Source organism: Mycobacterium sp. OAS707, from assembly GCF_014873705.1.
GTDB lineage: Bacteria > Actinomycetota > Actinomycetes > Mycobacteriales > Mycobacteriaceae > Mycobacterium.
On the sequence record NZ_JADBDS010000002.1, the window covers coordinates 1,229,580 to 1,243,692 of the forward strand.

At 64.5% G+C, this 14,113-nt stretch carries 15 protein-coding genes; 10 read left to right on the forward strand and 5 right to left on the reverse strand.

The genetic code is table 11. The features are described from left to right. Positions 1–7: 7 nt before the first annotated feature. Entirely contained in the window at positions 8–610 is a 603-nt protein-coding gene (locus tag GGC64_RS16760; protein WP_192723601.1) for a TetR/AcrR family transcriptional regulator, read from the reverse strand. Between the two features lie 71 nt (positions 611–681). On the opposite strand from GGC64_RS16760, the gene GGC64_RS16765 reads away from it, so the two are divergent. The 3 genes from GGC64_RS16765 to GGC64_RS16775 are packed head-to-tail and all read left to right on the forward strand — an operon-like array spanning position 682 to position 4,356. After that, entirely contained in the window at positions 682–1,845 is a 1,164-nt protein-coding gene (locus GGC64_RS16765; RefSeq protein WP_192723602.1) for a spirocyclase AveC family protein, read from the forward strand. Between the two features lie 4 nt (positions 1,846–1,849). Continuing rightward, complete coding sequence (locus GGC64_RS16770; RefSeq protein WP_225951763.1) at positions 1,850–2,668, forward strand: CbbQ/NirQ/NorQ/GpvN family protein; 819 nt, start codon at positions 1,850–1,852, stop codon at positions 2,666–2,668. Next, complete coding sequence (locus tag GGC64_RS16775; RefSeq protein ID WP_192723604.1) at positions 2,665–4,356, forward strand: nitric oxide reductase activation protein NorD; 1,692 nt, start codon at positions 2,665–2,667, stop codon at positions 4,354–4,356. The genes GGC64_RS16770 and GGC64_RS16775 overlap by 4 nt, the downstream gene beginning before the upstream one ends. Here GGC64_RS16775 and GGC64_RS16780 read toward each other — a convergent pair. Then, positions 4,319–5,494 carry an acyl-CoA dehydrogenase family protein gene (locus GGC64_RS16780; protein WP_192723605.1) on the reverse strand — a complete coding sequence of 392 codons (1,176 nt, stop codon included), beginning with the start codon at positions 5,492–5,494 and terminating at the stop codon, positions 4,319–4,321. The two genes, GGC64_RS16775 and GGC64_RS16780, sit on opposite strands and share 38 nt — an antisense overlap. A 44-nt stretch (positions 5,495–5,538) precedes the next feature. On the opposite strand from GGC64_RS16780, the gene GGC64_RS16785 reads away from it, so the two are divergent. Genes GGC64_RS16785 through GGC64_RS16815 form a run of 7 tightly spaced genes read left to right on the forward strand, consistent with a single transcriptional unit; the run spans position 5,539 to position 11,369 of the window. Continuing rightward, positions 5,539–6,459 (forward strand): NAD(P)-dependent oxidoreductase, encoded by a 921-nt coding sequence (locus GGC64_RS16785; protein WP_192723606.1) that lies wholly within the window; start codon positions 5,539–5,541, stop codon positions 6,457–6,459. 1 nt (position 6,460) lies between these two features. Further along, a complete protein-coding gene (locus GGC64_RS16790; RefSeq protein ID WP_192723607.1) occupies positions 6,461–7,204 on the forward strand; it encodes a hypothetical protein in 744 nt (247 codons plus the stop codon). A 9-nt stretch (positions 7,205–7,213) separates the two neighbouring features. Next, positions 7,214–8,167 (forward strand): LLM class F420-dependent oxidoreductase, encoded by a 954-nt coding sequence (locus GGC64_RS16795; RefSeq protein ID WP_192723608.1) that lies wholly within the window; start codon positions 7,214–7,216, stop codon positions 8,165–8,167. Between the two features lie 56 nt (positions 8,168–8,223). Further along, entirely contained in the window at positions 8,224–9,063 is an 840-nt protein-coding gene (locus GGC64_RS16800; RefSeq protein WP_192723609.1) for a mycofactocin-coupled SDR family oxidoreductase, read from the forward strand. A 15-nt stretch (positions 9,064–9,078) separates the two neighbouring features. Next, on the forward strand, positions 9,079–10,350 hold the full coding sequence (locus GGC64_RS16805; protein WP_192723610.1) for a cytochrome P450: 1,272 nt from the start codon (positions 9,079–9,081) through the stop codon (positions 10,348–10,350). A 36-nt stretch (positions 10,351–10,386) separates the two neighbouring features. Then, positions 10,387–10,818: a nuclear transport factor 2 family protein gene (locus GGC64_RS16810; RefSeq protein ID WP_192723611.1), complete on the forward strand. Its 432-nt coding sequence runs from the start codon at positions 10,387–10,389 to the stop codon at positions 10,816–10,818. Beyond that, positions 10,815–11,369 carry a TetR family transcriptional regulator gene (locus tag GGC64_RS16815; RefSeq protein WP_192723612.1) on the forward strand — a complete coding sequence of 185 codons (555 nt, stop codon included), beginning with the start codon at positions 10,815–10,817 and terminating at the stop codon, positions 11,367–11,369. The genes GGC64_RS16810 and GGC64_RS16815 overlap by 4 nt, the downstream gene beginning before the upstream one ends. 4 nt (positions 11,370–11,373) lie before the next feature. Here the strand turns inward: GGC64_RS16815 and GGC64_RS16820 are convergent, their stop codons facing one another. Genes GGC64_RS16820 through GGC64_RS16830 form a run of 3 tightly spaced genes read right to left on the reverse strand, consistent with a single transcriptional unit; the run spans position 11,374 to position 14,077 of the window. Further along, a complete protein-coding gene (locus tag GGC64_RS16820) occupies positions 11,374–12,312 on the reverse strand; it encodes a TIGR03619 family F420-dependent LLM class oxidoreductase (protein ID WP_192723613.1) in 939 nt (312 codons plus the stop codon). Continuing rightward, positions 12,309–12,968, reverse strand: a complete 660-nt coding sequence (locus tag GGC64_RS16825; RefSeq protein WP_370582140.1) for a nitroreductase family protein — start codon at positions 12,966–12,968, stop codon at positions 12,309–12,311. The genes GGC64_RS16820 and GGC64_RS16825 overlap by 4 nt, the downstream gene beginning before the upstream one ends. Then, positions 12,965–14,077 carry a dihydrodipicolinate reductase gene (locus GGC64_RS16830; protein WP_192723614.1) on the reverse strand — a complete coding sequence of 371 codons (1,113 nt, stop codon included), beginning with the start codon at positions 14,075–14,077 and terminating at the stop codon, positions 12,965–12,967. Before GGC64_RS16830 ends, GGC64_RS16825 begins: the two co-directional genes overlap by 4 nt. Positions 14,078–14,113 lie beyond the last annotated feature (36 nt).

Sequence of the window (14,113 nt, forward strand, 5' to 3'; positions counted from 1 at the left end):
TCTCGCGTCAAGGGAGCTTGATTGCCGAGGTGTACATCTCCACGATCGGACGGTAGAGGTCGACATCGTCGAGTTCGCTACTCAACACGATGGCGTCGCTGGTCGCGATGAGTAACTGCGCGAACGTCACCGGTGGAATCAGCAACGCTCCACCGAGGCGGTCCATACCGGTCACGATGAACTTCGCCAGCGCCTCGACAACCTCAGACCTCTTGGCTGCCACGCGTTCTCGGGCGTCGGGGTTGCGAAGCAGATAAAGGGTGAATTCATGGCCCAGCGCGGCGTGCTCGGCGCCCCGGTCGCGGCTGAGCTGGCGCCAGCGCTTGGCAATCTCGTCGAGTTCGCGCGCCCCGATCTGCCTGGCGGACGACATCACTTCGGCGAAGTTGTCAAAGTAACGACGCCAGTACCTGTCGCTCACCGCCAGAAACAGGTCCTCTTTCGTAGCGAAGTGCTTGTAGATGGCCCCCTTGGTGTAGCCGGCCGCATGCGCGATGTCGTCGAGAGTCGCTGGCGCGAAACCTTTTTCGGCGAAGACCTCTTCTGCGGCGTCGAGCAGAAGCGAACGCGTGTGCTCGATGCGTCGCTCGCGCGTCCATTGCTCCACCATGCGTGCGATTGTGACACAGGATCTCAGAAACTTATAGGTTGCTCAGATACTGAGTGGTATCTTGAAGCGTCATGAGCGAACTGTCAAACAAGCCACGGGCCGTCGTCGAGCCGGTCCCGGACGCGGCGTTAGTCGACAACGTTCAAACGAAGGTCAGGCCGATCACCATCTGGGCTGCCATCGGTGGCGCACTGTTGGTGCTCCAGCTGTACGTGTGGATTCGGTGGATCACGGGGCCCTACTTCGAGCGGGTGCCGGGCGGGCCCACCGACCCGCCGCTCTACATGAGGGCCTTCCTCACGTTCAACGGCATCCTCGTCTGCGTCGGTCTGCCGGTCGCCATCTGGTGGTTCATCATCAGGCCGTGGCGCCGGGAGCGGAGAATCACGCTCGACGGCATGCTGCTGGTGTCAATGGGCCTGATGTTCTTTCAGGACCCGCTACTCAACTACTTCAACACCTGGTGCACCTACAACACCTGGCTGTGGAACCGCGGCTCCTGGTCGTCGGACATTCCGGGATGGGTCTCACCCGAGCAACCCGGCCGACAGGTCGCCGAGCCGCTGTTGATCAACGCTCCGGGGTACACGGCCGGCGTACTGGTCATCACGATCTTCGGCTGCTGGGTGATGCGAAAGATCAAGGCGCGCTGGCCCAATATCACCAACTTGCGGCTGATTCTGGCCACCTACGCCTTCACGATCGTGCTCGACTTCGTCATGGAAGCCGGCTTCATGCTGCCGTTCGGGCTCTACACCTATCCCGGCGCGATTCGCTCGGTGTCCGTGTTCGCCGGCACGTATCACCAGTGGCCGATCTACGAGGGATTGATGTGGGGCGGCGTCCAGGCCGCAATGTGCTGCCTGCGCTATTTCACCGACGACCGCGGCCGCACGATCGTCGAACGCGGGCTGGACAACGTGCGAGGCGGGTTCGCACGGCAGCAGTTCACCCGATTCCTGGCGATATTCGCAGCGATCAGCGGATGCTTCTTCTTTTTCTACAACGTTCCCGCGCAATGGATCGCCATGCACTCCGACCCGTGGCCAGCAGACCACCTGAAGCGCTCGTATTTCAACGGAGGCATCTGCGGCGACGGGACCGACGTACCCTGTCCCGACCCCGTGCTGCCAATGCCGACGAAGCGGTCGGGCTTCATCAATGTCGACGGCGAACTCGTCCTGCCCGACGGGGCCGAGCTTCCGCGGACCGTACCGTTCGACCGCGGGAAGTGAGTCGTTGACCAACAGTCGGCCGACGATCATTCAAACCCCTTCGCAGGCACCGTTTTACCGAGCTATCAGCGACGAGGTAGAGGTGTTCCGTGCCGCGGCTCGGCGCGGTCTGCCGGTGTTGCTGAAGGGTCCGACGGGTTGCGGGAAGACCCGCTTCGTGGAGGCGATGGCGCACGAGCTGGGACGCCAACTGATCACCGTGGCGGGCCATGAGGACATGACGTCGGCGGATCTGGTCGGCCGCTTCCTGCTCAAAGGCGGGGAAACGGTCTGGGTGGACGGTCCCTTGACGCGGGCCGTTCGCGAGGGCGCCATTTGTTATCTGGACGAAATCGTCGAGGCGCGTCAAGACACCCCCGTGGTGATTCACCCGCTCGCCGACCATCGCCGCGAGTTACCGATCGATCGGCTCGGCACGACACTGCCCGCCACACCGGGTTTCCAGCTGGTGATCTCCTACAACCCTGGCTATCAAAGCGTTTTGAAGAACATCAAGGAGTCAACCCGTCAGCGTTTCATCGCGATCGAACTCGACTTCCCGTCCGCCGAGACCGAGACGGACATTGTGGCCCACGAAGCCGGAATCGATGTTCAGACCGCGCGGACTCTGGTCACGGTCGGTAACGCCATCCGAAGCCTGGATGGCTCGCCGCTGCGCGAAGTCGCCTCGACCCGGATGTTGATCCTCGCGGGCGGCCTGGTCGCCGAAGGGCTCAACCTGCGCAGTGCCGTCCGGTCGGCGATCGTCCGGGTGCTCTCCGACGATGCGGACGTCGAGCGTGCACTCGGCGAACTCGTCGACGCCGTCCTGCCCGCGCCATGACCGCGTCCGGTCCAGACGCCCGTTGCCGCTTTCGCTTTCTCGCGTCTTTCATCGCAGACAGGGCGCTCGAAATCGCCGAAACGTCGGATGGCGGCGGCGCATACACCAACGGCAGGGTCATCTACGTCACGGCCGACGCCTCCGCCGAGCAGCAACGCCGCGAGGTCATGGTCCAGAGTTCACTGCTGGGCGCGGGCAGTCTGGACCACCGCTTGGTCAGGGCGTTGCGTGCGCGACCATCCGTCGCCCGCAGGTACCTGACGCTCGAAGGTCGTCGCGCACTTGGACGACTCGCCGAACGGCTCCCACTGGCCGCCGCGCTTGCCATCGCAGCACCGAGCACTACAAGCCCCGACGAATCGCTCGAAATAGCCTGGGGGCGAACCAAAATCGACGAACCGCCGGATTGGTTCGGCGTCATCAAGCCCGGTCGACTGTTGGTGCTCGCCACTGGTCCTGGGAGCCGGGCCACCCACGGCGACCTACACCTGCACTTCGATCCCGTCGGCGCGCACGAGGATGATGACGAGGCGCCATCGCAGGAGAGCAAGATCCTCAAGCTGTTCGAGAGCCCCGTGGCCGCTTCTCGTGCGCTGTCGGAGTTTCTCCGCAAGCTGTTCGGCAGTTCGCCGGCGGATGGGAACGGCGCCGCGGGCGCGGAGTTGCGGCTCGGCTCGTTGAGGCGGGCGCGCGATGCGGGACTCGTCGCGCGACCGCTCCCGACGCGGATCCACTTCACTGACGACGGGAAACCGGGCGGCGCTGTTGGCGTCGGCGGTGCGCTCTACCCGGAGTGGGATGTTCACAACAACCGCTACCGGCCGCAGTGGTGCCGGGTCATCGACTTTCCACTGACGGTCGCCGCCGACGTGTCAGACGCAGGTGTGCACCACGACGACGTGCTTCGCCGACGGCTGTCCCGAATCGGCCTCGGCCTCAAGGTGTTACGTGCTCGAGCGGATGGGGATGAACTCGACATCGAGGCACTCATCGAGCTTTCCGTCGATCTGCGGGCGGGGCACTCAGCAGCCGAACGGGTCTACTTGGAACGTCGCAAACTCTCCCGCGACCTCGGCGTCCTCATCCTGCTCGACGCTTCCGGATCGGCCAACGACACCGATCCCAACGGTCTCGCAGTGCACGACCATCAACGTCGCGCTGCGGCCACGCTGGCCGCCACACTCGAAGAACTCGGCGACCGCGTCGCCGTGTATGCGTTCCGGTCGCAGGGCCGCCACGCTGTTCAGCTTCCGGCGATCAAAGCGTTCGGGCAGCGGTTCGGCGCCATCGGACGAGCCCGGCTCAACCAGCTCCAGCCATCCGGCTACACCCGCCTTGGCGCTGCGATTCGAGGTGCAGGTGAGATTCTCAAGACCGATGCCGGCACGCCGAACCGGTTACTGGTCGTCCTGTCTGACGGATTCCCCTACGACGACGGTTATGAAGGCCGTTACGCGGAGGCCGACGTCAACAAATCGCTCGAAGAGCTCCGCGCGGATGGTGTTGGGTGCCTTTGTCTTTCCGTCGGCGCCGCGTCGGGCCGCGGTGAGCTCGAGCGGGCGTTCGGCTCAGCCGGCTACGCCAGCGCGCCGACCCTGGCCGACTTGAGTCCGCGAATGGATGAGTTGTTTCTGTCTTCGCTGCGCGAACTCAGCGAGCCGGTAGGCCCAAGACGCGCTGCGCGATGATGTTGCGCTGTATCTCCGATGTGCCGCCCGAGATGGTGCCCGCATATGTGCTGATGTAACGGGTGAACCAGCTGCCGGTGAAAAGGTCTGGGCTGTAAGGGTTGTGGGGCGCGGTCAGCGCGGGGCTGCGCAGGCCCTCGACGCCCGCCGCGTCCAATGCGTGCCGGAAAGCGTTCTGCTCCGCCTCAGACCCGAGCAGCTTCAGCACCGAAACGCCAGGGATGTCCCGCTCGCCGCGCGCCGCCTGCCCGAGCGCGACCGACCCCAACAGCCGCAGTGCTTGGTAGTCCATCGCGATCGTCGCGAAGCGGTCGCGGTCGAGTTCGCCGAGCGGTCGGTAGTCCTCGAGTAGCTGCTTCATCCTGTTGGCGAACGCCATCCACATCATCGTGCGTTCATGGCCGAGCGATCCGTTGGCGACTTTCCAACCGTCGCCAGCCGGACCGACGAGGTTCTGAGCCGGCACGCGCACGTCGGTGAAGAACACCTCGTTGAAATCGATGCTGTCGCGATCGAACACGCTCGCAAACGGCCGACGCTCGACACCGGGCGTGTCGGTCGGGATCAGCAGCGCGCTGATGCCCTTGTGCTTTGGCGCATCGGCGTCGGTGCGCACGAAGGTCAGCAGGACATCGGCATCATGCGCGCCCGATGTCCACACCTTCTGCCCGTTGACCACGAAATGGTCGCCGTCGAGCACCGCACGGGTGGCCAACCCGGCCAAATCGGATCCGGCGCCAGGCTCGCTCATGCCGAGGGCCGCAGTCATCTCCGCACGCAGGATCGGAACCGCCCACGTGTGTTTCTGCTCGTCGGTTCCGAACGACAGCAGCGACGCCGCGATGATCCCAACGCCCTGCGGGTTGAAACAGTGGTAGATGCGCCGCCGCGACAGTTCCTCGCGATGAACGAACTGCTGGAGCACACCGGCGTTGCGGCCACCGAACTCAGGCGGGTTGCCTGGCAGCAGCCAACCGTGGTCGAACTGCAGTCGCTGCCAGTCCCGCGCCCATTGCGGCACATGTGCGGTCGACCGTGACCGCTCGACGGTCCGGGCCTCGTCCGGCAGGTGGTCGTCGAGGAACCTGCTGAACTCGGCGCGAAACTCCTCGACCTCGGCGTCGAACGTGAGTTGCACCCCGCCAACATATCAAGTACTTAACATTTGCGCGCCGGTGCGCTATGACTGACTGGATGCTCGAATCGGAAAAGGTCCTCATCACCGGCGCGACGGGAAAGATCGCGTTCCCGATCGCCCGCGCGCTCGCGCAGCGCAATGAGGTTTGGGGCGCTGCCCGTCTGAGGAATCCTGGCGATCGGGACAAGCTGGCGGCCGCCGGCATCAAGCCGGTCGCACTCGACATGAGCACCGGCGATTTCTCGGCTTTGCCCAACGATTTCACGTACGTGTTCCATGCCGCGGTCGACGTCGGCGCCGGCGAGTGGACGGACTGCGTGGACACCAACGCGCAGAAATCCGGCGACTTGCTCTACCACTGCCGCGCCGCCAAGGGCTTCGTCTTCTGCTCCACGGGATCGGTGTACGGATACCAGGGGCAGCGACCGTTGCGTGAGTCCGATCCGCCAGGCGTCCCGCTTCGCGCGAACTACAGCTTCTCCAAGATCGCCGCCGAGGCGGTGTGCACGTGGATTGCCAAGCGGTATCGGATCCCGCTCACGATCATCCGGATCTGCTCCACCTACGGCCCCGAGGGCGGCGCGCCAGCCGACCGGCTCGAGATGATGTTGGCCCACAAGCCGATTCGGCTCTACCCGGACAAGCCCAACAACTACAACCCGATCTACGAAGACGACTACGTCGAATTCGGCATCAAGGCGATGGAGGTCGCCGCGACGCCGCCGGTTGTGGTGAATTGGGCGGGCAGTGAGACCGTGAGCGTCGAAGACTACTGCGCATACATGGGCGAACTCGTTGGCGTCGAGCCGATCTTCGAGTACACCCGCGATGCGCACACGCCGCTATGGCCGGACGTTACCTACATGCACGAAGTGCTGGGCCGTACGAAAGTGCATTGGCGCGAAGGCTTTCGGCGGATGATCGAAGCGCGTCGCCCCGAAATCACTCTGAACGAGGGTAATTGACATGGAACTCCCTGGCACGCCGTCGGACGAAATCGCCGATGTCCTCGCAACGGGCCGTGGCGACGTCACGACCTTGTTCGTCTCGATGGCGAGGCGCCACCCCGATGGTGCGGACGCCGAATACCTGCGCTGGCACACCCTGGATCACCGCCCGGAACAGCATCGGCTCTCAGCCGTACGAGCATCCCTGCGGTTGGTCTCGACGCCGGCGTGCCGGTCAGCACGTGCGACGAGCAGAGCGCCGTACGACGACATCGACCACGTGATGACGTACTTTTTCACCGATCCCAGCGGTATGACGGGCTTTCTTGAACTCGCCAAGGGGCTGAGCATGGCGGGCCGAAAACTTCCGCTACTGCCCCCGGTTGAGCGGGGCATCTATCGAGTTGAACACAAGGCGGCAGCGCCGCGGGTCAAAGTCGGCGCGGACGTGCTGCCGTGGTGGCCGATCCGCGGCGTCTACCTACTGCTGGAAGCGAACGCGTCGGCGCCGACGGATCTGACCGACATCGACGGCGTCGCCGGTGTCTGGTCTGCGGTGTCGCAATCCGTCGACGCCCGACTGGCGAGTGCTCCTGCGGGCCAGACCATTTCGTACTGCTTCCTCGACTGCGATCCGGTCTCCGCCGCGGAACGGCTACGCCCGGCACTGGAGAAACGGTGGAGTGAGGGCGACATCGAACCGCTCTTCGTTGCTCCTTTCCACGCCGTGGTGCCATACGAATGGGACCGCTATGTGCCGTAGGAGGTCGTCGTGCGGATCGGCTTGATGGTCGGCTCCGACAAGGAGCGCGCACGAGCGGACCGGCTGAGCGGATTGCTCGAGGACGGAAAGACCGCCGAGGCCCAGGGTTTCGCGTCGTTCTGGTTTCCGCAGGTGCCCGGCTATCTCGACGCGATGACGGCCGTCGCGCTTCTCGGGCAGGTCACCGAACGGATCGAGATCGGAACGGCGGTCGTCCCCATTCAGACCCGCCACCCGCTGATCATGGCGCAGCAGGCGTTGACCACACAGACCGCTTGCTCGGGCCGGTTCGCCCTCGGCGTCGGGCCGTCGCACCATTGGATCATCGCGGACCAACTGGGCTTGCCGTATGACCGGCCCGCGCGACTGGTCCGCGATTACCTCGACGTGCTTCTCGCCGCGTTCGCGGGTCCCGGCACGGTCGAGGTGGACAACGCCGACTACCACGTGCACAGCCCTATCGACGTCGACGATTCATGCGAAATGCCAGTGCTTCTGGCCGCACTCGGCCCGGCCATGCTGCGGATGGCGGGTGAGCGCGCGGGCGGCACCATTCTGTGGATGGCCGACGAACGGGCGATCGGCGACTATGTGGTGCCACGCATCACCGAGGCGGCCGCCGCGGTTGGCAAGTCCGGAATCCGCGTCGTCGCGGGCGTTCCCGTTGCCCTGTGTTCGCCACATGAGATCGACGACGCCCGCGCGTACGCCAGCGAGGTGCTCGGCCACGCTGACTTCTCGCCCAACTACGTTCGGTTGCTCGAACACGGCGACGCCGCGGACGTCGGCGACACGATGGCAGCGGGTGACGAGTCGGCAGTGCTCGCCCGCCTGCAGCGCTATCGCGACGCCGGCGTCACCGATCTCGCCGCGCGTGTCGTTCCCCTCGGCGGCGACGCACGCACGCGCAAACAGTCACGTCAGCGCACCCAGGACTTCCTCGCTTCACTCGACCTCGATTGACAGACCTCGCCACACCTGTAAGGTATTGATCGATCGATCAAATTCGGGAGGTGGAGATGGCTGGCCGTGTCGAAGGCAAGGTCGCATTCATAACCGGCGCTGCGCGCGGGCAGGGTCGCAGCCACGCGGTGCGCCTGGCGCAAGAGGGTGCCGACATCATCGCGATCGATGTCTGCAAGCCGATCAGCCGCAGCAGCGAGATCCCCCCGTCGACGCCCGACGACCTGGCCGAGACCGCTGATCTGGTCAAGGCGCAGAACCGTCGCATCGTCACCGCCGAGGTCGACGTGCGCGATTTCGACGCGTTGACTGCCGCGCTCGACAGCGGTGTCGAACAACTTGGCCGGCTGGACATCATCGTCGCCAACGCAGGCATCGGCAATGGCGGGAACACGCTCGACAAGACCAGCGAGGACGACTGGACGGACATGATCGACGTCAACCTGTCGGGGGTCTGGCACACCGTCAAAGCTGGTGTACCGCATCTGCTCTCGGGTGGCCGCGGTGGCTCGATTGTGCTGACGAGCTCGGTCGGCGGACTCAAGGCCTATCCCCACACCGGCCATTACATCGCAGCCAAACATGGCGTGGTGGGCCTGATGCGGACATTCGCCGTCGAACTCGGGCAGCACTCCATTCGATGCAACTCTGTCCACCCCACCAACGTGAACACCCCGATGTTCATGAACGAAGGCACGATGAAGCTGTTCCGGCCCGACCTGGATAACCCCGGTCCAGAGGACATGAAGGTCGTCGCGCAACTCATGCATGTGTTGCCGGTCGGGTGGGTCGAAGCATCCGACATCAGCAACGCCGTACTGTTCCTGGCCTCCGACGAGGCCCGCTATGTCACCGGCCTGCCCCTGACCGTCGACGCAGGCAGCATGCTGAAGTAGATCGAGCGATCAACTGTGACTGACTTCGTATCTGTCGACTATTTCTCCGACCCAGCCGTCGCGCAGGACCCCTACGACTACCTCGACTACTTGCGCAGCCAGGGGCCGGTGTTTCGGGAACCACACCACGGTGTCGTCGCCGTCACGGGCTACGCCGAGGTGATGGCGGCGTTCAAAGACGTCGATTCGTTCTCGGCGGTCAATGCGATCGGCGGACCGTTCCCTCCCCTGCCGTTCGAGCCTGAGGGCGACGACATCATCGAGCTGATCGAGGCGCATCGTCATCAATTTCCGATCAACGAGCACTTGGTGGTCATGGATCCGCCGGCGCACACCCGTGCGCGGTCGCTGCTGAGCAAGTTGTTGACGCCGAAGCGGCTCAAGGAGAACGAGGACTTCATGTGGCAGCTGGTCGATCACCAGCTCGACGAGTTCATCACGAACGGCCACTGCGAGTTCTTGGCCGAATACGCAAGGCCGTTCGCAACAGTGGCGATCACCGACCTCCTGGGTGTGCCGGAGGAAGACCGCGACGAGATACGACACGCACTGGGCGCCGGGCAACCGGGAGGCGTAGGTGCGCTGGACGGCGAGCCGGTAGCACTCAATCCCCTTCAGTACCTTGACGATAAGTTCAGTGCGTACATTGCAGAGCGGAGACGCGAACCGCGCGAAGACGTGCTCACGACGATGGCCACCGCGACATATCCCGACGGTTCAATCCCGGAACTGCTCGAGGTGGTCCGCCCGGCGACTTTCTTGTTCGCGGCGGGCCAGGAGACGGTCACCAAGCTACTCAGCTCCGCCGTTCAGGTGCTTGGTGAACGGCCGGATCTACAGCAGGCTGTGCGCGAGAACCGCAAACTGGTTGGCCCGTTCATCGAGGAGTCATTGCGCACGCAGAGCCCGACCAAGGTGGACTTCCGGTTGGCGCGCAAGACGACCACGCTTGGCGGCGTCCGCATTCCGGCCGGGACGGTACTCATGCTGTGCCTCGGTGCGGCCAACCGGGACCCGCTCAAGTTCGAGGACCCACACGACTTCCGGTTGGACCGAAAGAACGTTCGCGAACACATCGCGTTCGGCCGCGGCATCCACACCTGCGCGGGCGCACCGCTCGCGCGCGTGGAGGGTGTCATCACCGTCAATCGGATGCTCGATCGCATGCGTGACATCACGATCAGCGACGCCAAACACGGCGCGGCCGATGACCGCCACTACCTCTACGAACCCACGTTCCTGCTGCGCGGGCTCACTGAATTGCACATCGAGTTCACACAGCTCTAGTTGCCTGACTTCTTACAAACCAGTAAGTTAGATGACATGACGCTAATCGCTGTTGCAGCCATCGCCGACCCTGCCGCGGTGGAGGAGATCGGACGGCAATGGGAAAAGGCCTGGAATGACCACGACGGAGACGCCGTCGCTGCGTTGTGCGCCGAAGATCTCGTCTATGACGAACCGGCGCTCGGTGACACCGTTTACGGTCGCGATTCGATCCGCTCGTTCGTCAACGCCATGCACGCCGCCTACCCCGATCACACGTTCGCGCTCGAGGGCCTCTACGCCGACGTAGCACGCCGCGCCGTGCTGGTGGCATGGCGGTTCAGCGGCACTCATGCGAAGTCGGGCAAGACGATCGAATTTCACGGCGACGACCGGTTGGATTTCGATGAGGACGGTCTGATCCGCGCCTATCGGTGCCTGTACGACAACGCGCTGGTGTTTCGACAGCTGGGCAAGACCCCTCGGTGACATCCGCCCGGGTTCGCAAACCTGCCGCGGTCCGCAGAGCCGAGATCCTCGAAGCGGCTGCCGTAGAGTTCGCCGAGACTGGCCTCGCCGGAACGCGCTTGGAAGCGATCGCAGCCCGCGCGGACATCTCCCATCCGCGAGTCGTGCAGATGTTCGGCTCCAAACAAGCGCTGTTCCTCGAGGTTGTCGAGACGACATTCGACCGCATCACCTCAGCGTTCCGCGAAGCTGCCGACCGTCACACCGAGCTGACGCCGTTGGTGGCGATGGGAGAGGCGTATCGGCGGCTGCTGCAACGGGATCGCACCACCGCGCTGATGATGTTGCAGAGCTACGCCGCTGCAGGAGACGACGCCGTTCGAGAAGCCGTCGCACGCCGGTACCTTGCCTTGCAGCGCACGGTGGCCGACCTGACCGGCGCCGACGCGATGCAAGTGCGAACCTTTATCGCCACCGGACTCATCGTCACCGTCTCGACCGCACTCGCCCTGCCCGGCAAGCGGTCCGACGCGACATGGGCGGCGTGGCTGCTGGACCAAGCCAAGCCCTGACCGTTCATGTCGTGGCGGCGCGAAACGCCTCGACGAGCGCCGAAAGCTCCTGCACCGCTCGGTCCGGTTCGACGGATAACGACGCCGGAAACCGGACGTCGGTCACCCCGGCGGCGACGAGCGCAGGGACGCCTGCAGTCGATGCCTCGAAGTCAATCGAGCCGTCGTCTCGTTTTACAGCACGCGCGACACCCTGCACCTGCAGATCTGTTGGGTCTCCGCCGAACTCGCGGATCTTGTCCTTCATCGCCGCAATCGCACTGGGCATGTCCGTGTACGCGGGCCCCCACGGGATCCAGCCGCTTCCGAAGCGTGCAATCCGGCGCGCGACAGCGTTGTTCACCGTGCCGCTGATCCACATCGGCACGCCACCAGGTTGAACCGGCTTGGGCATTTGGTGGATGCCGTCGAACGTCAGCTCGGCGGATTCGTAGGACGCCCGCTGCTGCGTCCACAGCGTCTGGCAGACCTCCAGCGTGTGGTCGAGCAACCGACCGCGATTCTTGAATGACAGGCCGGCGGCTTCGTATTCCTCACGCTGCCAGCCCACGCCGACGCCTAGATCCATTCGGCCCTCCGACAGCACGTCAAGCGTGGCGAGTTGTTTGGCCAGCACAACGGGCCGCCGTAGTGCGGCGAGCAGGATCGCGGTACCCAGTCTGATCCGCGTAGTGGTGGCGGCGATCGCCGTCAGCACAATCAGAGGCTCCAGCCAGCTTCCGTCCGGACCCGTGGGCTGCCGGCCGCCCGCCTGGCCACCGATCTTCGGGTCGGCGTAGGCGTCCAGGTTCTCCCCGAACACCACGTGGTCGGAGACCACCACCCGGTCCACACCCGCAGCGTCCATGGCCTGGGCGTAGCCCAAGGTGGCACGCCAATCATGGTGCGGACCGTCGGTATAGGTGGTCAGGTAAAGAGAGAGTTCGGGTTTACGCGTGGTCATGCCTTCTCCGGTGGCCAATGTCGACCCCAATGATCCACTACTGCCACTTCGGACAACGGCTTTCGGCGCACCATGCGATGTCTTCCCTGCGGCCAACCCGCCGTCACCAGCGCAGCGACGACCCAGTCGTCCGGAATGCCGATCAAAGTGCGCAACGCGTCGTCACAGGACATGTGCCACAACGTAATCGCTGCACCTAAGCCCTGTGCGCGAGCGGCGAGAAGGAAATTTTGTACCGCCGGAAACAGTGAGGCCCCCTGCTGCAGTTCAGTTGCCCCAGCCTGTGGCTGGACGCAGAACAGCACGAGAGCAGGTGCGTTCCCGCCGACGCGCATGTGTTCGGCCATCGCCCGCAGCACCCGGGACTTTGGGTCATTGGCGTCGCCTGCGGGCGTGGACAGCCGGTAGAAGTCCTTGAGGCTGTCCCATGTTCGGTGGGCAGCTTCGGTGATGACCGCGCGTGCCTCGGGCGAGCGCACCACGACGAACCGCCATGGCTGCTGGTTTCCGCCTGACGGCGCCCAGGTCGCCGCAAGCAGACATCGTTCGAGCACCTCGTCCGCGACCGGTTCGGCGCGGTATCGCCGAACTGCGGACGCTGTTCGCATCACCTCCCACAGGTCGGTCGAGGTCGACTGGGCCACCTGCCGTGTCATGCCGATCTCGTGCGTGGCATGAGCCCGCGCCAGTTTCCCCCGCGTACCGGCCCGGTGACCAACGGCAGGTCCAATGTGGACAACGTTCCCGGCGGGGCCGCCATAACTGCAGGGATGGCATTGAGTTCACGCATGACAGTGGCATAGGTCAAGCCACGCATATTGTTTCCGCGTCCGTGCATCTCGATGTCCACCGTGTAGGTCGGCAGGCCGTCGACGATGACGCGGTAACCCCCGTGGGGTGACGGATGCCGTGGCCAATCCGGCGCGGAGCCCTCCCCCATCCGCGTGATGTGCTCCAGCACGACACGCTCCTCACCGTCGACCATGCCTGCGAGCTTGAACCGCATTCCGCCCATCGTGCCCGGCTCGATCCAGCCCGAGGCGACCTCGTAACGCTCTGTGGCCAACCACTTTTCGATCGTCGTCTCGACGTGGTCGAGCGGCAGACCGACTCCGTCGGCAACGAGATGCACCGTCGGTGCCCACAGAGCGGCGAGGCGCTTTGTGTCGAAGAGGGGCGCAGGATGATCAGGCGGGTGACCAAATCCCATGAAGTCGAACATGATGTCGGGCTGGTTGATCGGTCCGTAATCGAGTATCTCGAGCATCGTGATGCTGTCGACGCGGCTGCTGAAGCCGGTCATCGTCAGCGCGATCACGTCGTTTGCCCAACCGGGGTCGACTCCACTGTTGAAGAAGCTGGTTCCGCCCGCCGCACACGCCTCCTCGATCAGGTCGACGGTTTCCTTGTCCGCCGCGGGCGGATAGCACATCGGCACCAACGAAGTGCAAACGACGTTCTTGCCGGCCCGCAGACACCGGGCGACGTCCAGCGCCGCCTCGCGATACCGGTAATCACCCGACGCGAAGTAGGCAACGACATCGGCGTCGACTGCCAAAGCGGTCTGGATGTCTCTGGTGGCGCTGACGCCGGTCTTGGGCATCCCGCACAGGTCTCCGGCGTCCACGCCGTCCTTGGCTTCGGCGTGCACGACGACACCTACGAGGTCGAGCCCGGGATGTGCGATGAGGGCTCGTAGAGCGCCGACTCCTACCTGCCCCGGGCCCCAGAGAATGACCCGTGGGTTGCGTTGGCGGTTCGCCATGAGCAGCCTTCCATCTGATCCACCGACGTGTGAGAA

Coding starts and splice junctions, on each gene's coding strand:
- GGC64_RS16760 (WP_192723601.1), bottom strand. CDS start 610: ATGGTGGAGCAATGGACGCGCGAGCGACGCATCGAGCACACGCGTTCG.
- GGC64_RS16765 (WP_192723602.1), top strand. CDS start 682: ATGAGCGAACTGTCAAACAAGCCACGGGCCGTCGTCGAGCCGGTCCCG.
- GGC64_RS16775 (WP_192723604.1), top strand. CDS start 2,665: ATGACCGCGTCCGGTCCAGACGCCCGTTGCCGCTTTCGCTTTCTCGCG.
- GGC64_RS16785 (WP_192723606.1), top strand. CDS start 5,539: ATGACTGACTGGATGCTCGAATCGGAAAAGGTCCTCATCACCGGCGCG.
- GGC64_RS16790 (WP_192723607.1), top strand. CDS start 6,461: ATGGAACTCCCTGGCACGCCGTCGGACGAAATCGCCGATGTCCTCGCA.
- GGC64_RS16800 (WP_192723609.1), top strand. CDS start 8,224: ATGGCTGGCCGTGTCGAAGGCAAGGTCGCATTCATAACCGGCGCTGCG.
- GGC64_RS16810 (WP_192723611.1), top strand. CDS start 10,387: ATGACGCTAATCGCTGTTGCAGCCATCGCCGACCCTGCCGCGGTGGAG.
- GGC64_RS16820 (WP_192723613.1), bottom strand. CDS start 12,312: ATGACCACGCGTAAACCCGAACTCTCTCTTTACCTGACCACCTATACC.
- GGC64_RS16825 (WP_370582140.1), bottom strand. CDS start 12,968: ATGACACGGCAGGTGGCCCAGTCGACCTCGACCGACCTGTGGGAGGTG.
- GGC64_RS16830 (WP_192723614.1), bottom strand. CDS start 14,077: ATGGCGAACCGCCAACGCAACCCACGGGTCATTCTCTGGGGCCCGGGG.